Below are 15,900 nucleotides of genomic sequence, written 5' to 3' on the forward strand. Positions count from 1 at the left end.
TGACCTGAAACTCCGAAGTCCTGAGAGTTTCTACTGATGGCGCATATTATCATACCACTCAACGAAGAATCCCATGCGTTCCGACCTCTGATCCCTTTTACTAAGCCGATGGTCGCATAAGTCTGTTGTTAATTATTTTCTGAATCCATGTTCAGAACTTGCTGCGTCATTTTTGCGAGTAATTTCCTCTGAACAGCAATCGCCTGCTCATAACCGGGTTGCTGCAATTGCTCGGTAAAATAGAAACGTTGCCGCTTTTCTGAATCCAGCTCAAACATCCCGGATAACACGACTTTACCAGAATCACTAACCGACATCTGATCGATAAACAAACGTAAATTGGTAGCCTCTGCAATTTTCCGATCCCCCTGGTGAGAACTACGAATCTCACACGCACATCGCCGGTTAAGTTCATAGCCAGCAACCTGAGCAATTCCTTGCGACAACGGCTGAGCCCAATAATGATAGCTGGCCACCTGTACCTCATGCGCCCCTGAAAACATAGTTAATGCCTGCTGATTGAGGTGATCAGGCAACACAACTGTTTCTATAAAGTACCCTGCTCGTGACGCAACCACCGGCTCATAAGGACCCATATCCGGACTGAGCAAATAATAATGGGTTTTAGGTACTGAACTGCTGCAGGACGTCAGCACCAGCGCTAAAGTAACAAGTATCAATTTCATAATAAGTCCTTAGCGAGATCCACCCGGCTGCGCATCTTCAGCTTTAGGCTGACTGAACAATAACGCACTCGGGCGACTATTTAATTCACGCAGTAACGGTTGTATTTCACCCAACACATGATTCAATTCAGTCATCACCTGGCGCGCCTGACGATAATTATCAGAGCCCGGGCTGACACCACTCAGGGTTTCGTTCAACTGCTTAACAGCACTCAATAGTTGCTCGGGCATTTCCCGGCTACTGTCACTATCGAGAAGTGTATTCGCTTTGCTGCCTAACTGGTCCAATTGCTTCAACGTACGATCTATTTGCGCCAACGCTTTATTAGCATGTGAAACCGTATCCTCAATTGGCAACTGATTAAATTTATCCAGTAAATTCGCCACCTGATCAGTAATCTGACCGAAGCCATCCTGAGAGGTTGGCACAACACGATAGCCAGCATAATAATCAGGAAAATCGAGAAGCTTATCATCATGGAAATTCAGACTAACAAACTGACTGCCGCTGATCAGGTTACCCGTCTCCAGCCGCGCACTCATACCGTCTTTCACCCAGGAGACAAGATCGTTACGGAACTTGTCCAATGCTTGCTGAGTATCACCATAACCCACACGACCCGGCTCAAGATGAATCAACACCGGTATCATTTTATCCAACCAGGACTTACCGCTGCGCTCGATACCCTCAACATTTACTTTGGCAACCGTACCGATGCGTATCCCGCGGTATTCAACCGGAGCCCCATGACTTAAACCACGAACAGAGTCCTCAAGTAACACAAGATATTCCGCAACAAACCGATATTCACGATTAAACGCAGCTTTTCGATTATCGTATAAACGGAATGAATGCTCCTCAGCCACAGCCTTACCAACCGGCAGGTCCGGGGGGACAGCAAAAGTAACGCCACCACCCAATAAGGTTTCAAGCGAACCGGCGGATACATTAATGCCTTCAGCATTTGCATCCAGTTCAAACCCACCCACATTCCAGAACTGAGTATTTTCACTGATCAGCACATCGTACGGAGAATGGATGAAAATCCGGTACTCTGCTTGCTTTTTATTCGGATCGAAATAGACACTCTCGACCTGCCCGACTTTAAAGCCGCGATAAAGCACAGGATCCGCGACCGACAAAGAATGATTACCATTACTGTACAACGTTAACGCCAGACCCGGCGTTCCAGGCGAAGTGAGAGGTACGTCCTCAAGACCAACAAACTCTTTGCCCTTAGCCGTTGCTTTACCGGGATCAAGCTCGATATAAGCACCAGACAACAAGGTACCCAATCCGGAAATACCACCGTTGCCAATCCTCGGGCGAACAACCCAAAAGCGAGCATCACTGGTTAACAAGGACGCCGCTGATTTATCAACTCTGGCGCGAACAGTAATGCCTTTACTATCAAGGTCTAACGACACTGATTCAACTAAACCAACGTCAACACTTCGGGTTTTAACTCGAGTTTTACCGGCCTCTAACCCTTCTGCAGTTGCAAATGAAATGGTCACCAGCGGTCCCTGACTGGCAACATGGTCATACCACATCCAACCGCCTAGAAATAATGCAACTAATGGCAGCAACCAAATGGGTGACCAGCCATTTTCAGGTTGCTGCTGAGCAACATTATTCATGTTCATTCCTGCTCTCCAACGCGTCCCAGATTAATCTCGGATCAAAACTCATCGCCGCAAACATAGTAACCACCACGACACCAGCAAAGGCCAACGCAGCGGGCCCGGGAGAAATCGTCATAATCCCTCCAAGCTGCACCAGCGCTACCAGAATTGCCACCACAAAAACATCAACCATAGACCAGCGACCAACCAATTCCGTCATACGAAATAAAACCGTCCGCCGCTGAAGACGATACCGATGACCACGAGCGACCGTTATACAAAGCCAACTCAGCGCCAACAACTTAGCCAGCGGGACAATCACACTGGCAACAAAAATAATCAACGCAATGGGATAATCACCGTGACTCCAGAACACAGCAACACCGCCCATAATCGTGCTGTTGGTGCTACTGCCTAACAGGGTCGTTGTCATAATCGGTAGAATATTGGCAGGAACATAGAGTAAAAAAGCGGTAATCACCAGCGCTGCGGTATATTGCAAAGAGTGTGGCTTTCGCAGGTGCAAAGACTCACCACAGCGCGGACAATTGCGAGCCTCAACAGCACTTAGTAGCCCACAGCAATGACAACTCGCTATCCCTTGTTCTGCTGCACTGCCTGGGGAAAAAGGATTGCGCGAATGCTCAGTCATGGCAATGACCCTGATTAACCCAGCGCCACAGCTGAACCCGATCAACCTGTGACAACACATAAGTTACAGCGATACTGAACAGAATATAAGCCCAGAAAGAAATACCGGGGATCACATCCGCCATGGCTGCTATTTTTATCAGACTCACCAAAACGCCAATGAGAAATACCTCAACCATCGACCAATGAGTGATACGAAACAACCATCGCAAAATGAAAACAGTAAAGCGGTTACGTCGGCGCAGCTGAAGTGGTAACAATACAGAAATCAATCCACTGAGGAATAATAGTGGCGCCAACAGAATAAAGATCAGAACCATGATCGCTAGGCTTTTATAATCCTGCCCCCACAATTCAAAGACACTCTGCAATAAAGTAATGGCCTGATACTGCCCTTGTATACTGAAAGCCATGAAAGGAAAGGCATTGGCCACTAGCAATAGTATCAATGCCGTAAAAGAAACGGCCAACAATGCCTGACCATCCCGACTGAACTTGGCTAACAAACAACCACAACGCGGGCACAATTGCTTCCCACTGGCATCATCAGGCAATGTCACGGGTAAATCGCATTCATGACAGGCTACTTGAGTGTTATCCGGCATCAGCAGTCAGAAAAAGGAATTTCATCCAGTCTGCCCCAGATTCACAAACTGAACAAGCACAGTAATAACAACATGCTTAATGACGAACTGCAATTACTGCTCAGTCATCACATATTAGGCGAGATACCCTGACCTGAAACACAGTAAACAGGCATAAAAAAAGCGACCCGAAGGTCGCCTTTTTCAGAACTAACTAATCAGTTTCAAATTAAGAGAACTGGTTAGAAGTGTTCTTAGCGCCGCCCGCTTTCAGAGCATTCTCACCAGCAAAGTATTCTTTGTGGTCATCGCCCATGTCGGAACCAGCCATGTTTTGGTGCTTAACGCAAGCGATGCCTTGACGGATCTCTTTACGCTGAACGCCTTCAACATAACCCAGCATACCTTGGTCACCGAAGTATTCTTTAGCCAGGTTATCAACAGACAGAGCAGTCGTGTGATAAGTAGGCAGAGTGATCAGGTGGTGGAATACGTTCGCTTCGCGAGAAGTATCAGCCTGGAAAGTCTTAACGCGAGCGTCAGCAGCAGCAGACAGCTCAGAATCGTCGTATTCAGCAGACATCAGGTTGTTACGATCGTATGCAGAAACGTCTTTGCCTTCAGCTTCCCAAGCATCAAAAGTCTGCTGACGGAAGTTCAGAGTCCAGTTGAAAGATGGAGAGTTGTTGTAAACCAGCTTCGCATCTGGGTGAACTTTACGTACTTCGTCCATCATGCCTTTGATCTCATGTACTGTAGGTACAGCAGTTTCGATCCACAGCAGGTCAGCACCAGCATTGATAGCTTCGATACAGTCGAATACACAACGCTCGTGGCCAGTGCCTTGACGGAATTGGTACAGACCAGAAGGCAGACGCTTAGGACGAACCAGCTTACCGCCACGGTTGAATACAACATCGCCTTCAGCCATGTCAGCAACGTCAACTTCTTCAACATCCAGGAAGGAGTTGTAAACGTCACCTTGGTCGCCTGGCTCTTTAACCACAGCGATTTCTTTGGTCAGGCCAGCGCCTTCAGAGTCAGTACGTGCAACGATCAGACCGTCATCAACGCCCAGTTCCAGGAAAGCGTAACGCAGAGCGCGCAGTTTGTTGTGGAAGTCAGCGTGAGGAACAGTAACTTTACCGTCCTGGTGACCACATTGCTTCTCGTCAGCAACCTGGTTTTCGATCTGCAGACAGCAAGCGCCCGCTTCGATCATTTGCTTAGCCATCAGGTAAGTCGCTTCAGCGTTACCGAAACCAGCATCGATGTCAGCAACGATAGGTACGATGTGAGTCTCGTAGTTATCGATCTGAGCTTGCAGTTCAGCTTCTTTAGCCGCATCGCCAGCTTCACGAGCAGCGTCAACGGCACGGAACAAGCCACCCAGCTCACGAGCGTCAGCTTGACGCAGGAAGGTGTACAGCTCATTTACCAGACCAGCAACAGCAGTCTTCTCGTGCATAGATTGGTCAGGCAGAGGACCGAACTCAGAACGCAGAGCAGCAACCATCCAACCAGACAGGTACAGGTAACGACGCTTAGTAGTACCAAAGTGCTTTTTGATAGAGATCAGCTTTTGCTGACCTACGAAACCGTGCCAGCAGCCCAGAGACTGAGTGTACAGAGACTTGTCTTTGTCGAACGCTGCCATGTCTTCACGCATGATTTTGGCAGTGTAACGAGCGATATCCAGACCCGTTTTGAATTGGTTCTGAGCACGCATACGTGCAGCAGATTCTGGGTTGATAGCGTCCCAAGGGTTACCAGCTGCTTCTTTCAGAGCTGCAACCGCTTTGATGTCGTCTTGATAAGCTGACATAAGGTCAATCCTTCAAAGTGAGTTAGCGAAGACACCACACCGAAACCGACTGGTGTGATAGTAACTGTGGAGAATACTAGTGAGTTAGACCTCATAATTGAAATCAATAGTATGTATACCTACTATTTCCCAAGTGAATAGACTTTTCGCCTTGCAGATAACCCAATCGACCAAGGTTTTAGTGTGAGAATAAATAAAAAAACCACCCAAAAGGTGGTTTTCAGACAAACATGAATATCAACTATTGATAAGTCTCCGACCAATTTGGTCGAGCATTGTTGTAGTTAGTTCCGTCCTTGAAAACTTCATATTTCGGGTGTCCAGGAAAGTAATTGATCGGGTGATCCCCTTTTTGGGTTTCAGCACGCAAACCACCGTCACCACCAAGATTAAGCCAGAACCCTGGTGCGGTTACCCCAGGAGCAAACTCTTTCCCCCCTTTCGCAGTCAGGCTGCTCCATTGGATAGCTCGGGTACCTACACTAAAAAAGAAGGCCGCTGTATGATCCAGATAATTCGATTGAACCGGAAATAACTGGCCATGCGCCGCCAGAGATAACAACGAACTTGGATCACTTACCAAAATTGATGCTAAACCTTCGACCGAATTGACCCGCGTTGTTCTTGGGTCAATCCAACCGATTGTGCGGACACCACCAAGCTGAGTTTCAAGATTAATGGTTCCGAGGTTAATCCCACCTAAACGCGCATTTGCAGCAATGGTAGGTCGGATAAAACCAGAAATAACATCAATTGTGTTGCCCTGATAACCAAAACTATCCTCGAACCCCAGACGGAACCCGACCAGTTTTCTTGCACCGCTGCTTTCATCAAATGCAAATTCTAAATATGGGTTCTCCTGAACCAACGGCGATAACGTCAGCACACCGTCTTTGGCTATTACTTGCCCCATGGTCACATCACGGAGTTTTACGTCAACTCCGCCATCAGGTTCAAAACCGCCGGGAAAGGCAGATTTATCAGAGAAATCCTTTTCACCACCAGTATCATGTGTAATTAATGACGACTTATAGTTTTCTGAGGGCAGCCCAACCGAGCCACAAGGTTGCGTTGTACACGCCCATTTAACCTGATCATTGTAACCAGCAGGCACGATATTGTTGTAACACAACTTATCGCCGCCAGCACCACCCGTACAATTGGTACCTGCTGGCCGCCAATAACGCCCAAGTGCGAGCTCCTCAACATTGGCATTAATTTCGACACGCGCGCCAATCGTCAACTTAACCATATCCAGATCAGCACCACTGGGTTGTCTAACCTTTTGATCAACAACTTCAAAAATCGCCTGGCCATAATTTTCACCAAGTTCTGTATCATCGATAGGGATGAGACCTGCATGGCTAACGCCTGATACAAAAAGAAGAACAGAAAGTAGTTTTATTATCATCATTATTCACTTCCCCTCTGTTGGGAATAAATTAACCTGCATACCACCAGAAGCAGGCATTGCCAAAGTTCCGTCTATTTCAATACCCAATATAAACTGATGATTATTGCCCTTTGTTTCGCCTGGACCAACGTAAATTCCTTCTGTTTCTAAATTATCCGCCACAATTTTTGTTGGCAGCGTAATCTGAACAGCACCTTTGTTTCTGGCTGGGCCAAAGTCATTCACAATATCAATCTGAAGATCCTGAAGTTCGAGACTCCCCGTAAGCTCATCGATAACCAACCAGTACTCTGTCGAATCCTTATAATCAGCGTCTTTATTGGTATAACTGATGCGCGTGCCCTCCGCAAAATCAACTTTAGCACTGAGCGTAATGCCAGCCTGACCACTCAGCTTCTCAAGCTCTGCATCACCGATGGGTTTCATCTCTGCCCAACTCATCGCACTGACACTTAACATTAATAATATCATTCGACTCATCGGTTAAGATCCTGTGTTGTAATGACTAAGCGCTGAATTTCCAGGCCACGAATTTCGATAACATTTTCATTTGGGATAAAGGGCAGATTTGTTCCATTCGTTTCGTTATAGTTTTTGACTTCCTGATTGTAAGTTACCGTTTTCGGAACAAAAGCATAATGACGAACGTCTTCGATCGTATCGACAATGTCACCAGTCTCATCACGTAAGTAGATATCTTCAATACCGGTTAGCACTTCATCGTCTCCGGGGTCGCCAAAATTAAGCTGGCGAATAAAAATGTGACCTTGCGGCGACTGACCAACATCCTCCGGCAGACCGCGTATCTCAACGCGTAATTGAGTGGTTGCTACGTTATCCGCATTACTGCCGTTAAAGGTTCTTTCACCCGCAGCATTCGTTGTCCAGTTATAGCGGTCCTGCTGTCGGAATTGTACGGTGCTGATTGTCAATGGCTGATCATAGGATCCAAGTGGGATATAAGCGTCCACTCCCTCAAGGGATAGCCGACTTGCAGCTGGTGCAGGGCTTAATGTGGTACCGATGTCGGCGGTAATTCCTATGCTATCAGCGCGTAATCCAATGACGCCGGAAATTGCAAGGCCGTAATCAGGACGGACACCTGTCGGATCCTGAGCCGAGTGCGCCCAGATATACGCTTCTGTGCCATAGAGACGCATTCCCTCAATATCAACACTTGCCAGTAATTGATCATCTGAAGATAAATTTCTGTTTGAATCATTAATTGAATCAATACGAAAATGGAGGTCGAACTTGTCGGTCGCCCGATCAAGCGTGCTTTCAAAATTAGCTAAACCGGCTTGGTAAGCTTGCGCCAATGAAAAAAAGTTACCCATGGCCGGGTCATCATTGTCTGCGTTAAACCTGAAAAATCCCTGAGGCACTCCTTTATAATCATATTCCGGGTCGTCGCTGTAAGAAGCCCTCGATTTGGCGTATCGGGCGAAGCTCCGCTCCATTTGTTCTAAGCTCGCAGCCGGAAAGCCGGTATACAAAGCCGTATGACTGATCGCATTTAAGCCACCTGATTTTTCGGTAATGGTTCTTAGGTCTCCTAAAAAGAAAGGATCATCATAAGTACCGAAGCGACCACCTGACGATGCAGTACCAGAAACAGTGCCAGACTTGAAGAGACGTAATTCACTGATATTCAAATAATCCGGGTTACTGCCCTCTTCCAGATTAAGACGAATATTCAGTTCACCTGGCTTACCCAAATCAGCAGCATGTAAAGAGACATTGTCAAACGTTGCACCAATACCCACACCGGTTATTTCAGATAATTGTTCTTCATCCAGGGCTTTCAATGCAAAAGATGTTTGGCTAATTCCAGCTAACAACAAACTGGTAGCTGTGGTTATTATTTTTAATCCCAAAACCATCTCCTCTCATTTTCATACGTGCAGTTGAAGAAATTTTCATCTCTGACGTTCACAGTCTCACCACCGACCTGACACCATACTTCACTACCACCTTCCTGGCGCACCCGAAAGTCAGAGCTGTAATTGCTAAGAGACCAACGATCAGCATTGCTACAAGTGGTCCTTACCAAGTCTCCGTTACCTGTTGCACAATATAAAGCTCCATCGCCTTTATTAACCATACGTCTCTCTACTGGGTCATAAGACCAGTATTCGAAATCATCACCGTTACATGGAATCGTTACAAAGTTACTGCCGTTCCAACGCAAGCAATCACCGGTATCGTCACGGCTACGTATTCGCCTCCAACGTGGTTGAGTAGTAAATGTCACGCTTTTCTGGACTATTTCATCTGCATTATTCTGAACTGAATCTGGCCCGGAAAATAAATTCACGCTTATGCTGGATATTACATTTGTTAATTTAGCAAACGGCAAATCAAGAACCAGAGAAGCTGAACTAGCGCCTTTTCCATCAGGGTAACTAATATCTCCTGAAGTATCTCCTGAAACTCTAACGGCACCATTCAACTGACTTAAATCCCAGACATAATTAATATTCGAAAAGTTTCTCTGATCATTAAAACTTGATTTTGCCGGAATATTTAACGTTATCTGCACCCTTCCTCTTGATGCCAACTTTCCACTCGTCGTCAAATAATTAACGGAATCTATTTTTATATCCTGTCCTGATGATGCATCGACGCTAACTTCAGACAAGTCATTCAAACTATTATTATCGTTAGTAATCACATAATCTCTGCTGGTTCTGTTTACTCCTGCCGCTTTACCCGCATTATCAATTACACCCAAACCAACCACTCTGGAAGGATCGGGGCTATCGAGAGTTACGCGAATGGTGTAATCATCTCCCAAATCAGAACGATCTTTGGTCCGAATTTGCAGCAAGTTATTAATTGCAACAGGACCATTTTTAGCAAAAGACTCTGTACCGGTGGCACTGCTGCGATTGCTTAGGCTGAAATCAATATAATCCGTTACAGCGCCGAATCCTCCAATAATCTGGATATTGCGATTTACGTCAAATTCCGTGTTGGCATTACCCGAACGAGACAAATCAACAAACAGTTTCTGACCTTCATATACCGTTGAACTGCCGGAATCGATTGTCAGCAGAGCAGGTGAAGTAACATCTGTCACGGTCAATGTTGTTGTTGGGTAGACGCTGCCACCGCCGGCTGTGATGGTTTCGGTGAGATCATCTCCGGTTGTTGGGTTGAGACTGAACACGAAGGCCTCATCAATTTCCTGATCATCATCATTAACAATCGTCACTTGAACCTCGCGTGGAAGAGTGATCAAGCTTCTTGGTGTCGTATTGGTAACGGCAGGCCAGCTGATAGTTACCGGGGTCGAAAGATCCAGCGATGCCGGCAGATTATTACCAGGGCTATTTGGATCTGGAGGACCAAGTACCGAGATCGTAACTTCCGCTTCTGGCGAATACAGGCCGGTATTTATCCGTTGGACCGAAATCGTACAGGTTAATTCGCCATCGGTTGGCTGAAGATTATCTGGAACGGTTTGATCTTGATTCGGTTCCTTACAGGTATAACTATCGGTTACAAAACCAAACTCACCTGGGGAATAATCGCGAATAATCAGCTCAGCGCGATTTTGGGCGGTCAACAATGGCGTGCGACCGGGCTCTGCAGTAATTCCGGTAAGCTCTACGATAATACTGCGATCCTGCTGCACTCCAGCTTGTGGACTGTTATAAACCCTTATATCAAAACACTGATCGGCTCCGTCACCATCAGGGAAAGTCACGGTACCCGTAGCACCGGTATAACTTAGTCCGGAAGGAAGATATTCAAAATCATCCGAGGCTTGATTCGAACCTGGCTGAGCATCGCCGGAGATAGCATAATTCAGCGAAACCGCACCCTCATTGCCACTTTCACGTCGGATACATATCTGCTGTGTGGCACTGTTTGTTTCCAGAACAACATTCGGGTCAGGCGCAACGACAGAGAAGTTCCCGTCAGGGTTCGGAGTCAAGTCACGTAAACCGAGCTTAAACTGGTTATTATCACCGATAATACCTGCGGGAGTGCCGGTTCCGGGCACCAGTGTACCAGCCACCTGAGTTGACTTAACCTCGATGCGGGTAAACTCGGTACCCTCCTGAATAGTGTCATCGGCTTGGTCGATATATATATCCAGAGTTTTGGTTGTTTTATCCCCCTCATTCCAAACCACTGGCATACCGCTACCTGGAATATATTGAGTACTAAACGCAACATCCGTTTCCTGAGAAGGCACCGAAAGATCGCTGAATACTCCGGGTGTTGCTGTCAAACCAGTAGCATTATTTTTAGGTAAGAAATCAACATACGCAGTTAGCCGACCGTTCGATCCACGGGAGCGCGCCAGGCTCACGGCAACCTTATTATTTGGCTGAGCAGCGAATTCATCAGCCTGTGAGCCGGGGATAACAAAATTGACTTCGCCTACCGGAGGAGCAGGCAAAATCGATTCACGCTCAGTCGATGTCAACGCACGATTATAGATCTGTAGATCATCAACCAGTGCAACAACCGATGCAGCAGCACCAGGAATTGCGCCAATAAAAATATCCGCATCATTGGCGACCGGTGCCTGACCTGTATGAATTTTTTCTGATTTCACCCCATCAACATACAGCTCATATCGATCGGCAGAACGCACTAGAACGAGATTAAACCATTGCTGCAATGGATGGCTGATATTATCCAGTGTTGCCCGCGGCGTGCCGGAAACACTGACCTCCGTATGGATTTCATTCGAGTCTGGGTGGAAGAAGATCCCGGGCTGGCGCCCATCAATTCCGCCATTTCCTTTAACCAATAACCCCCTCCATGGTGGGTTACTCCCGGTAGCAAAGCCCTCTTCGACAGACACGCGCATGGCAATAGTGTAACTGTCATCAGGAATTGTCAGACCACCTTTCGCTTCTCCGTTAATTCGCATACGTACCCCTGGACCAACGGAAATAGCGCCGTCAACTAACGGAGGCATAGGGTCATCCAGCGTATTTTCAGCATCTTTATTATTAGAGGAAATATCACGTTCAGGAAAAGCGGCATTGTTAAAATCATAATGCGCAAGGATTGGCGCCTTTACTCTGACAGTCACTTCTTTCGAACTCGTTGCGGGTGCAGCGGTACCCGAGCCAACATCGGTAGTGGTTAAACGAAAAACCAGGACCAAATCCTGTTGCAGCAAACTTGGCGTATCGTATTCAGCGGTTACAACAGCCGTTCCATTCACCCCATCCACTTTGGTATTCGAACGCAGATTAATATCAAAACCGGTAGGATTGGCTGAAACCAGTGTCCATTGTGCGGACTGAACACCTTGCTCTTCATCATCGGACAGTATTGCCTTCAATTGAATAGCCGTTGTCTGCTCTGTCACGTCGAGTGCAACGTCTGAAGTATCGATTTCGGGTGGGAAGTTGGTTTCAAGGCCATTAATTTGCCAGATACCTTCCTCGATACGATCATGCGCATTCAACCAAACCTGATTAACATCAGCCAGCTCCATTGCTAATTTCAGACGCGCATTATCAACAGCATTTTCCGGTGCTGAATATTTCCAGGTATTCTGTGGCATCAAACCGCGACACAAACCAAAACCTTCTGACCAGCGCTGCTTATTACTATCGCTGGCCGTGACGATTTTCCACTCGTAACCATTGGTACAGGCAAATTGCCTCGCATCCGGGCTGGTGAGGGTTTCTTTGCAGCGATCAGCGAGCCATGTACCTGGTTTATCAACACTGATTCGATCAAAATATGCACAATCCTGATCATCATTCAATAATGAGTCTGTACCCCAATCCTGATAAGCCTGACGCACACGCCATGCTCCTTCGATCTCGCGATCACTCAGGTTAATCCACACATCTTGCCCATTACTACTGACCAGACTTTCCAGTGTCTGATAAGACGCTGTGGCAGAAATCGTGCCGTAACCAACCGGCGAATAAAAATCACTTTCAGGAAATTCTTTTTTACAAACAGAAAATCCTTGAGACCACAAACCTTTTGCCGTTGAGATATTCCAATTAATCGTTGTACCTACACGAGAGCGACAGGCAAATGCTTTCACTTCTAAGGCACATTTTTCAGCGTACCAACCATCGCTGGACGCGACAGCGCAATCTTTATTACCGTTATTTCTGGGTTCCTCGTTTTTCCACCAGGAGAAACGTAATCGATTAACAATCCACTGAGATTCGACTTCGGTATCCGTCATGTTTATCCAAACCGGATCGACACCCATCTGTAATTTCAGTGTCTCCAGTTCATTAGGAGTACGTGGCGCTGCAAACACAGCGTTTGCAGCGGCAGCACATTGACTGAATCCAGCATTCCAACCGTTATTATTCTTCGCAACGACCGACCAATTGCCGTTAAAACAAGCGTAGCCATAATCAGATTCACTACACTCGGCATCGGTCCATGAGCCATCTTTATGCAACAGAACACAGTCAGCACTCCTGACGTTGTTGAATTCTGGCTTTTGCCAAACTCCAAGATTCAAACGATTTGCAAACCATCGGTCATTTTGTGACGTTACCTCCGAAACATAGTAATAGTTGATCCAGGTATTTCTTACTTCAGCATTGGCGCTTCGAATAGCGGAGTCCAGGGCCAGCTCTTCTGCCGCAGTGACAGGCGCTGAAAACGTATAATCCCGACCAAACTGAGTCTTACACATATCGTTGCCGCGCTCGTATGACCAGTAGTCTTCACCCACATTAGGGACGATCTGCAATGAGCCACTGACAATTTTTCCCTTTCCTGTCGCAATGCGCCAGGTCGATCCGTTAAAGCAGGCATAATGTGCAGCCTGGGTAACGCAATCGGCCGTCAACCAAGAGCTATTTTGCCCAACATCCACACTTGCTTTAAAAACACATGAATTTAAAGGCTCTTCACCGGGATACCCTGGTAGCTGCCAATTGGTAAAAGGGAGGTTTTTACGGAAAAGATCGCCATCGCTGCTGACAGTAATTTCATCTTCATCACCACCATCAGTGATATTGATCCAAACAGACGCAATTGAAGAACGACGCTGTTGAGCCGCAAGCAATCTGGCAAAATCTAATTGAATTGCGTCGGCTTTCGTCAGTGGCGTGGCAAAAACAAAATCAGGGCCGTATTCGTACAGGCATTGCTTGTGTCCCGATGACAGGTTGCCAATAACACCCTGAGCACGCGTAACACGCCAATCGGAGCCATTTGTACATGCCCATGGGTACTCTGCACCAGAGGTGCAGGACACATCAGACCAAACCCCATTAAGGTCTTGGACGACGCAGTCCTCACCTTTCACAAGGGGTGTTTCTGCGGCTTTTAAAATACCACCATTATCGGGCTGAGCACTTCCCCACGGAGCCGCCTCAGTAATATTAGCTGCGTTGACAAGCCATGTTCCATCGGCAAGTTCATCCGTTGCGTTGACCCAGACTTTTTCATTGGCCGCCAACAGTGTGGCTGCCGTTATATTGTCGTTATAGGTTGCAGGCGCAACAAAATTCCAGTCACTGCCTTTTTTTCTGCATTCAGAAGCACCAAGGGCAACCAGGTCCCCGGCATTGGTATTTCCGCTAACATCGGTCACACTGCCTGATAGTTCCCAGCTTCCTGAGTTTGAATTTTTGCACAAAAACTTAAAATCATCAGAGGTGGAGCAATTTACGTCTTCCCAACGACCGTTACGAGTTAAGACAGCACAATTCTCTATACCACTGCCATTTGGCTCATCTGCTGCCCAACTTGGAATAGAGAGATCACGGACATTCCAAACCCAGGAGGAGAAATCATCCATCCGGTTACCATTAATCCAAACCTGCTCGTTATTACGATTATCCTGTTCTGCGTAGTACTGCAACGAACGCATTTGCACATAGTTTTTTGGTGCACTGAATTGATATCCCTGGCCAAGCTCGTCACATAACCGCTGTCCATCGGAGAAATTTTCCAACGTAGTCTTCGTGGTAGTGAAATACCAGCGACCTCCCGTGCTACAGGCGACGCTGTGATTTGCCGAGCAGCTTGCAGCGCTCCAGGTTGCATCCACCGCACTCGCTGTAACACAGCGATTAGCAGCAACTGCATCTGGTTGAGCGGATTCCCAGTTATTCAGCTCCAGGTTTAAGTCCCAAAAACCCTCATTCTTTTTATCGTTTGAATTGATCCATGCATTACCGCCAGCGGTATTTTTCAAATCATCATTTTGTGACAATGTAACCGGAGCATAGAACTTATAGCGTCCACCAAACTCATTTTGACAAATCAGATTGAATGCTTCGATGGTGCTGAACGAATAAGACCCCGCAGTCTTTCTCCACTGTCCATTTGATGAAACATAGGGATCATAGCAAGCTACTTTCCGACTGGTGCTGCAGCTGATGTCATTCCAATCACCCGTTCCAGTAATTTCTGCACAGTGCTCGTTTCCCTGAAAATTATCTGGCTGACCACTACCCCAGAAAGGGGCAATAACATCAAGATCTTTATTAAACTTCCAGGTGTCTTCATGCTTTTTGTCCTGCAAGTTGATCCAGATACCGGTACCACCCTCATTCTTTCCCAGTTCGACAATATCCAGGTTATCCTTTACCGAAACAGGCGCTGCAAATTTAAAATTGCCTGAAACTCCATTGCGGCTAATCGCGCGACAAGCATTTTGTGGGTTCTCCATGCTTTCACCACTTCCCCCGTCGAACGACACGGCGTTGGCTGAAATCGCCCACTCATAGCCGTTAAAGCACGCTACTTTTTTCTGTTGGCTGCAACTGGTGTCGTCCCAATTACCAATATCCTGACGGTCGCCGTTATTCTGGGTAAAAAGATAGGCACAATCACCGGAATTGTTTGGCTCAGGTCGAGCCTCAAGCCCGCAAACAAAAAGTGATGTACCGAGTACGTTCCAGAAATCTAACGCACCGGAGTTATTGACCCTCGCATCTGCTAATGAAACGTTATTACCACCGGTTTCGTAATCAGTGAATGGTCCTGAGCGTTCCGAATTACAGTTATCACGAATATCGTAATAGACCGGTGCTGCAATATCGCCTCCGGCACGATTTGGATTATCAATTGCGAAGGACTTCAATCCATACAAAGCAGTGAGAAATACGAATATTGTTATATTTTTAAAATTCATAAGTTCGCGTC

The 15,900-nt window shown here is 46.8% G+C and carries 9 protein-coding genes; all 9 read right to left on the reverse strand.

Going from position 1 to position 15,900, the window contains the following annotated elements; all coding sequences use genetic code 11:
• Window positions 1–128: 128 nt before the first annotated feature.
• On the reverse strand, window positions 129–686 hold the full coding sequence (locus tag MK185_07450; GenBank protein MCH2040451.1) for an ABC-type transport auxiliary lipoprotein family protein: 558 nt from the start codon (window positions 684–686) through the stop codon (window positions 129–131).
• 9 nt (window positions 687–695) lie between these two features.
• The gene (pqiB, locus tag MK185_07455; protein MCH2040452.1) at window positions 696–2,333 is read right to left on the reverse strand and encodes an intermembrane transport protein PqiB; all 1,638 of its coding nucleotides are present in this window, start codon (window positions 2,331–2,333) and stop codon (window positions 696–698) included.
• The gene (locus MK185_07460; protein MCH2040453.1) at window positions 2,320–2,964 is read right to left on the reverse strand and encodes a paraquat-inducible protein A; all 645 of its coding nucleotides are present in this window, start codon (window positions 2,962–2,964) and stop codon (window positions 2,320–2,322) included. Before MK185_07460 ends, pqiB begins: the two co-directional genes overlap by 14 nt.
• Complete coding sequence (locus tag MK185_07465; GenBank protein MCH2040454.1) at window positions 2,957–3,568, reverse strand: paraquat-inducible protein A; 612 nt, start codon at window positions 3,566–3,568, stop codon at window positions 2,957–2,959. Before MK185_07465 ends, MK185_07460 begins: the two co-directional genes overlap by 8 nt.
• Before the next feature lie 208 nt (window positions 3,569–3,776).
• Window positions 3,777–5,372, reverse strand: coding sequence for an isocitrate lyase (locus MK185_07470; GenBank protein MCH2040455.1), 1,596 nt, complete (start codon window positions 5,370–5,372; stop codon window positions 3,777–3,779).
• A gap of 241 nt (window positions 5,373–5,613) precedes the next feature.
• Window positions 5,614–6,786: a hypothetical protein gene (locus MK185_07475; GenBank protein MCH2040456.1), complete on the reverse strand. Its 1,173-nt coding sequence runs from the start codon at window positions 6,784–6,786 to the stop codon at window positions 5,614–5,616.
• A gap of 3 nt (window positions 6,787–6,789) precedes the next feature.
• Window positions 6,790–7,266 carry a hypothetical protein gene (locus tag MK185_07480; GenBank protein ID MCH2040457.1) on the reverse strand — a complete coding sequence of 159 codons (477 nt, stop codon included), beginning with the start codon at window positions 7,264–7,266 and terminating at the stop codon, window positions 6,790–6,792.
• Window positions 7,263–8,663 carry a hypothetical protein gene (locus MK185_07485; GenBank protein MCH2040458.1) on the reverse strand — a complete coding sequence of 467 codons (1,401 nt, stop codon included), beginning with the start codon at window positions 8,661–8,663 and terminating at the stop codon, window positions 7,263–7,265. Before MK185_07485 ends, MK185_07480 begins: the two co-directional genes overlap by 4 nt.
• A complete protein-coding gene (locus tag MK185_07490; GenBank protein MCH2040459.1) occupies window positions 8,654–15,889 on the reverse strand; it encodes a hypothetical protein in 7,236 nt (2,411 codons plus the stop codon). Before MK185_07490 ends, MK185_07485 begins: the two co-directional genes overlap by 10 nt.
• Between the last annotated feature and the right edge of the window lie 11 nt (window positions 15,890–15,900).

The sequence above is a fragment of the Saccharospirillaceae bacterium genome (assembly GCA_022448365.1).
In the GTDB taxonomy this organism is placed as follows: Bacteria; Pseudomonadota; Gammaproteobacteria; order Pseudomonadales; family Oceanobacteraceae; genus Bacterioplanoides.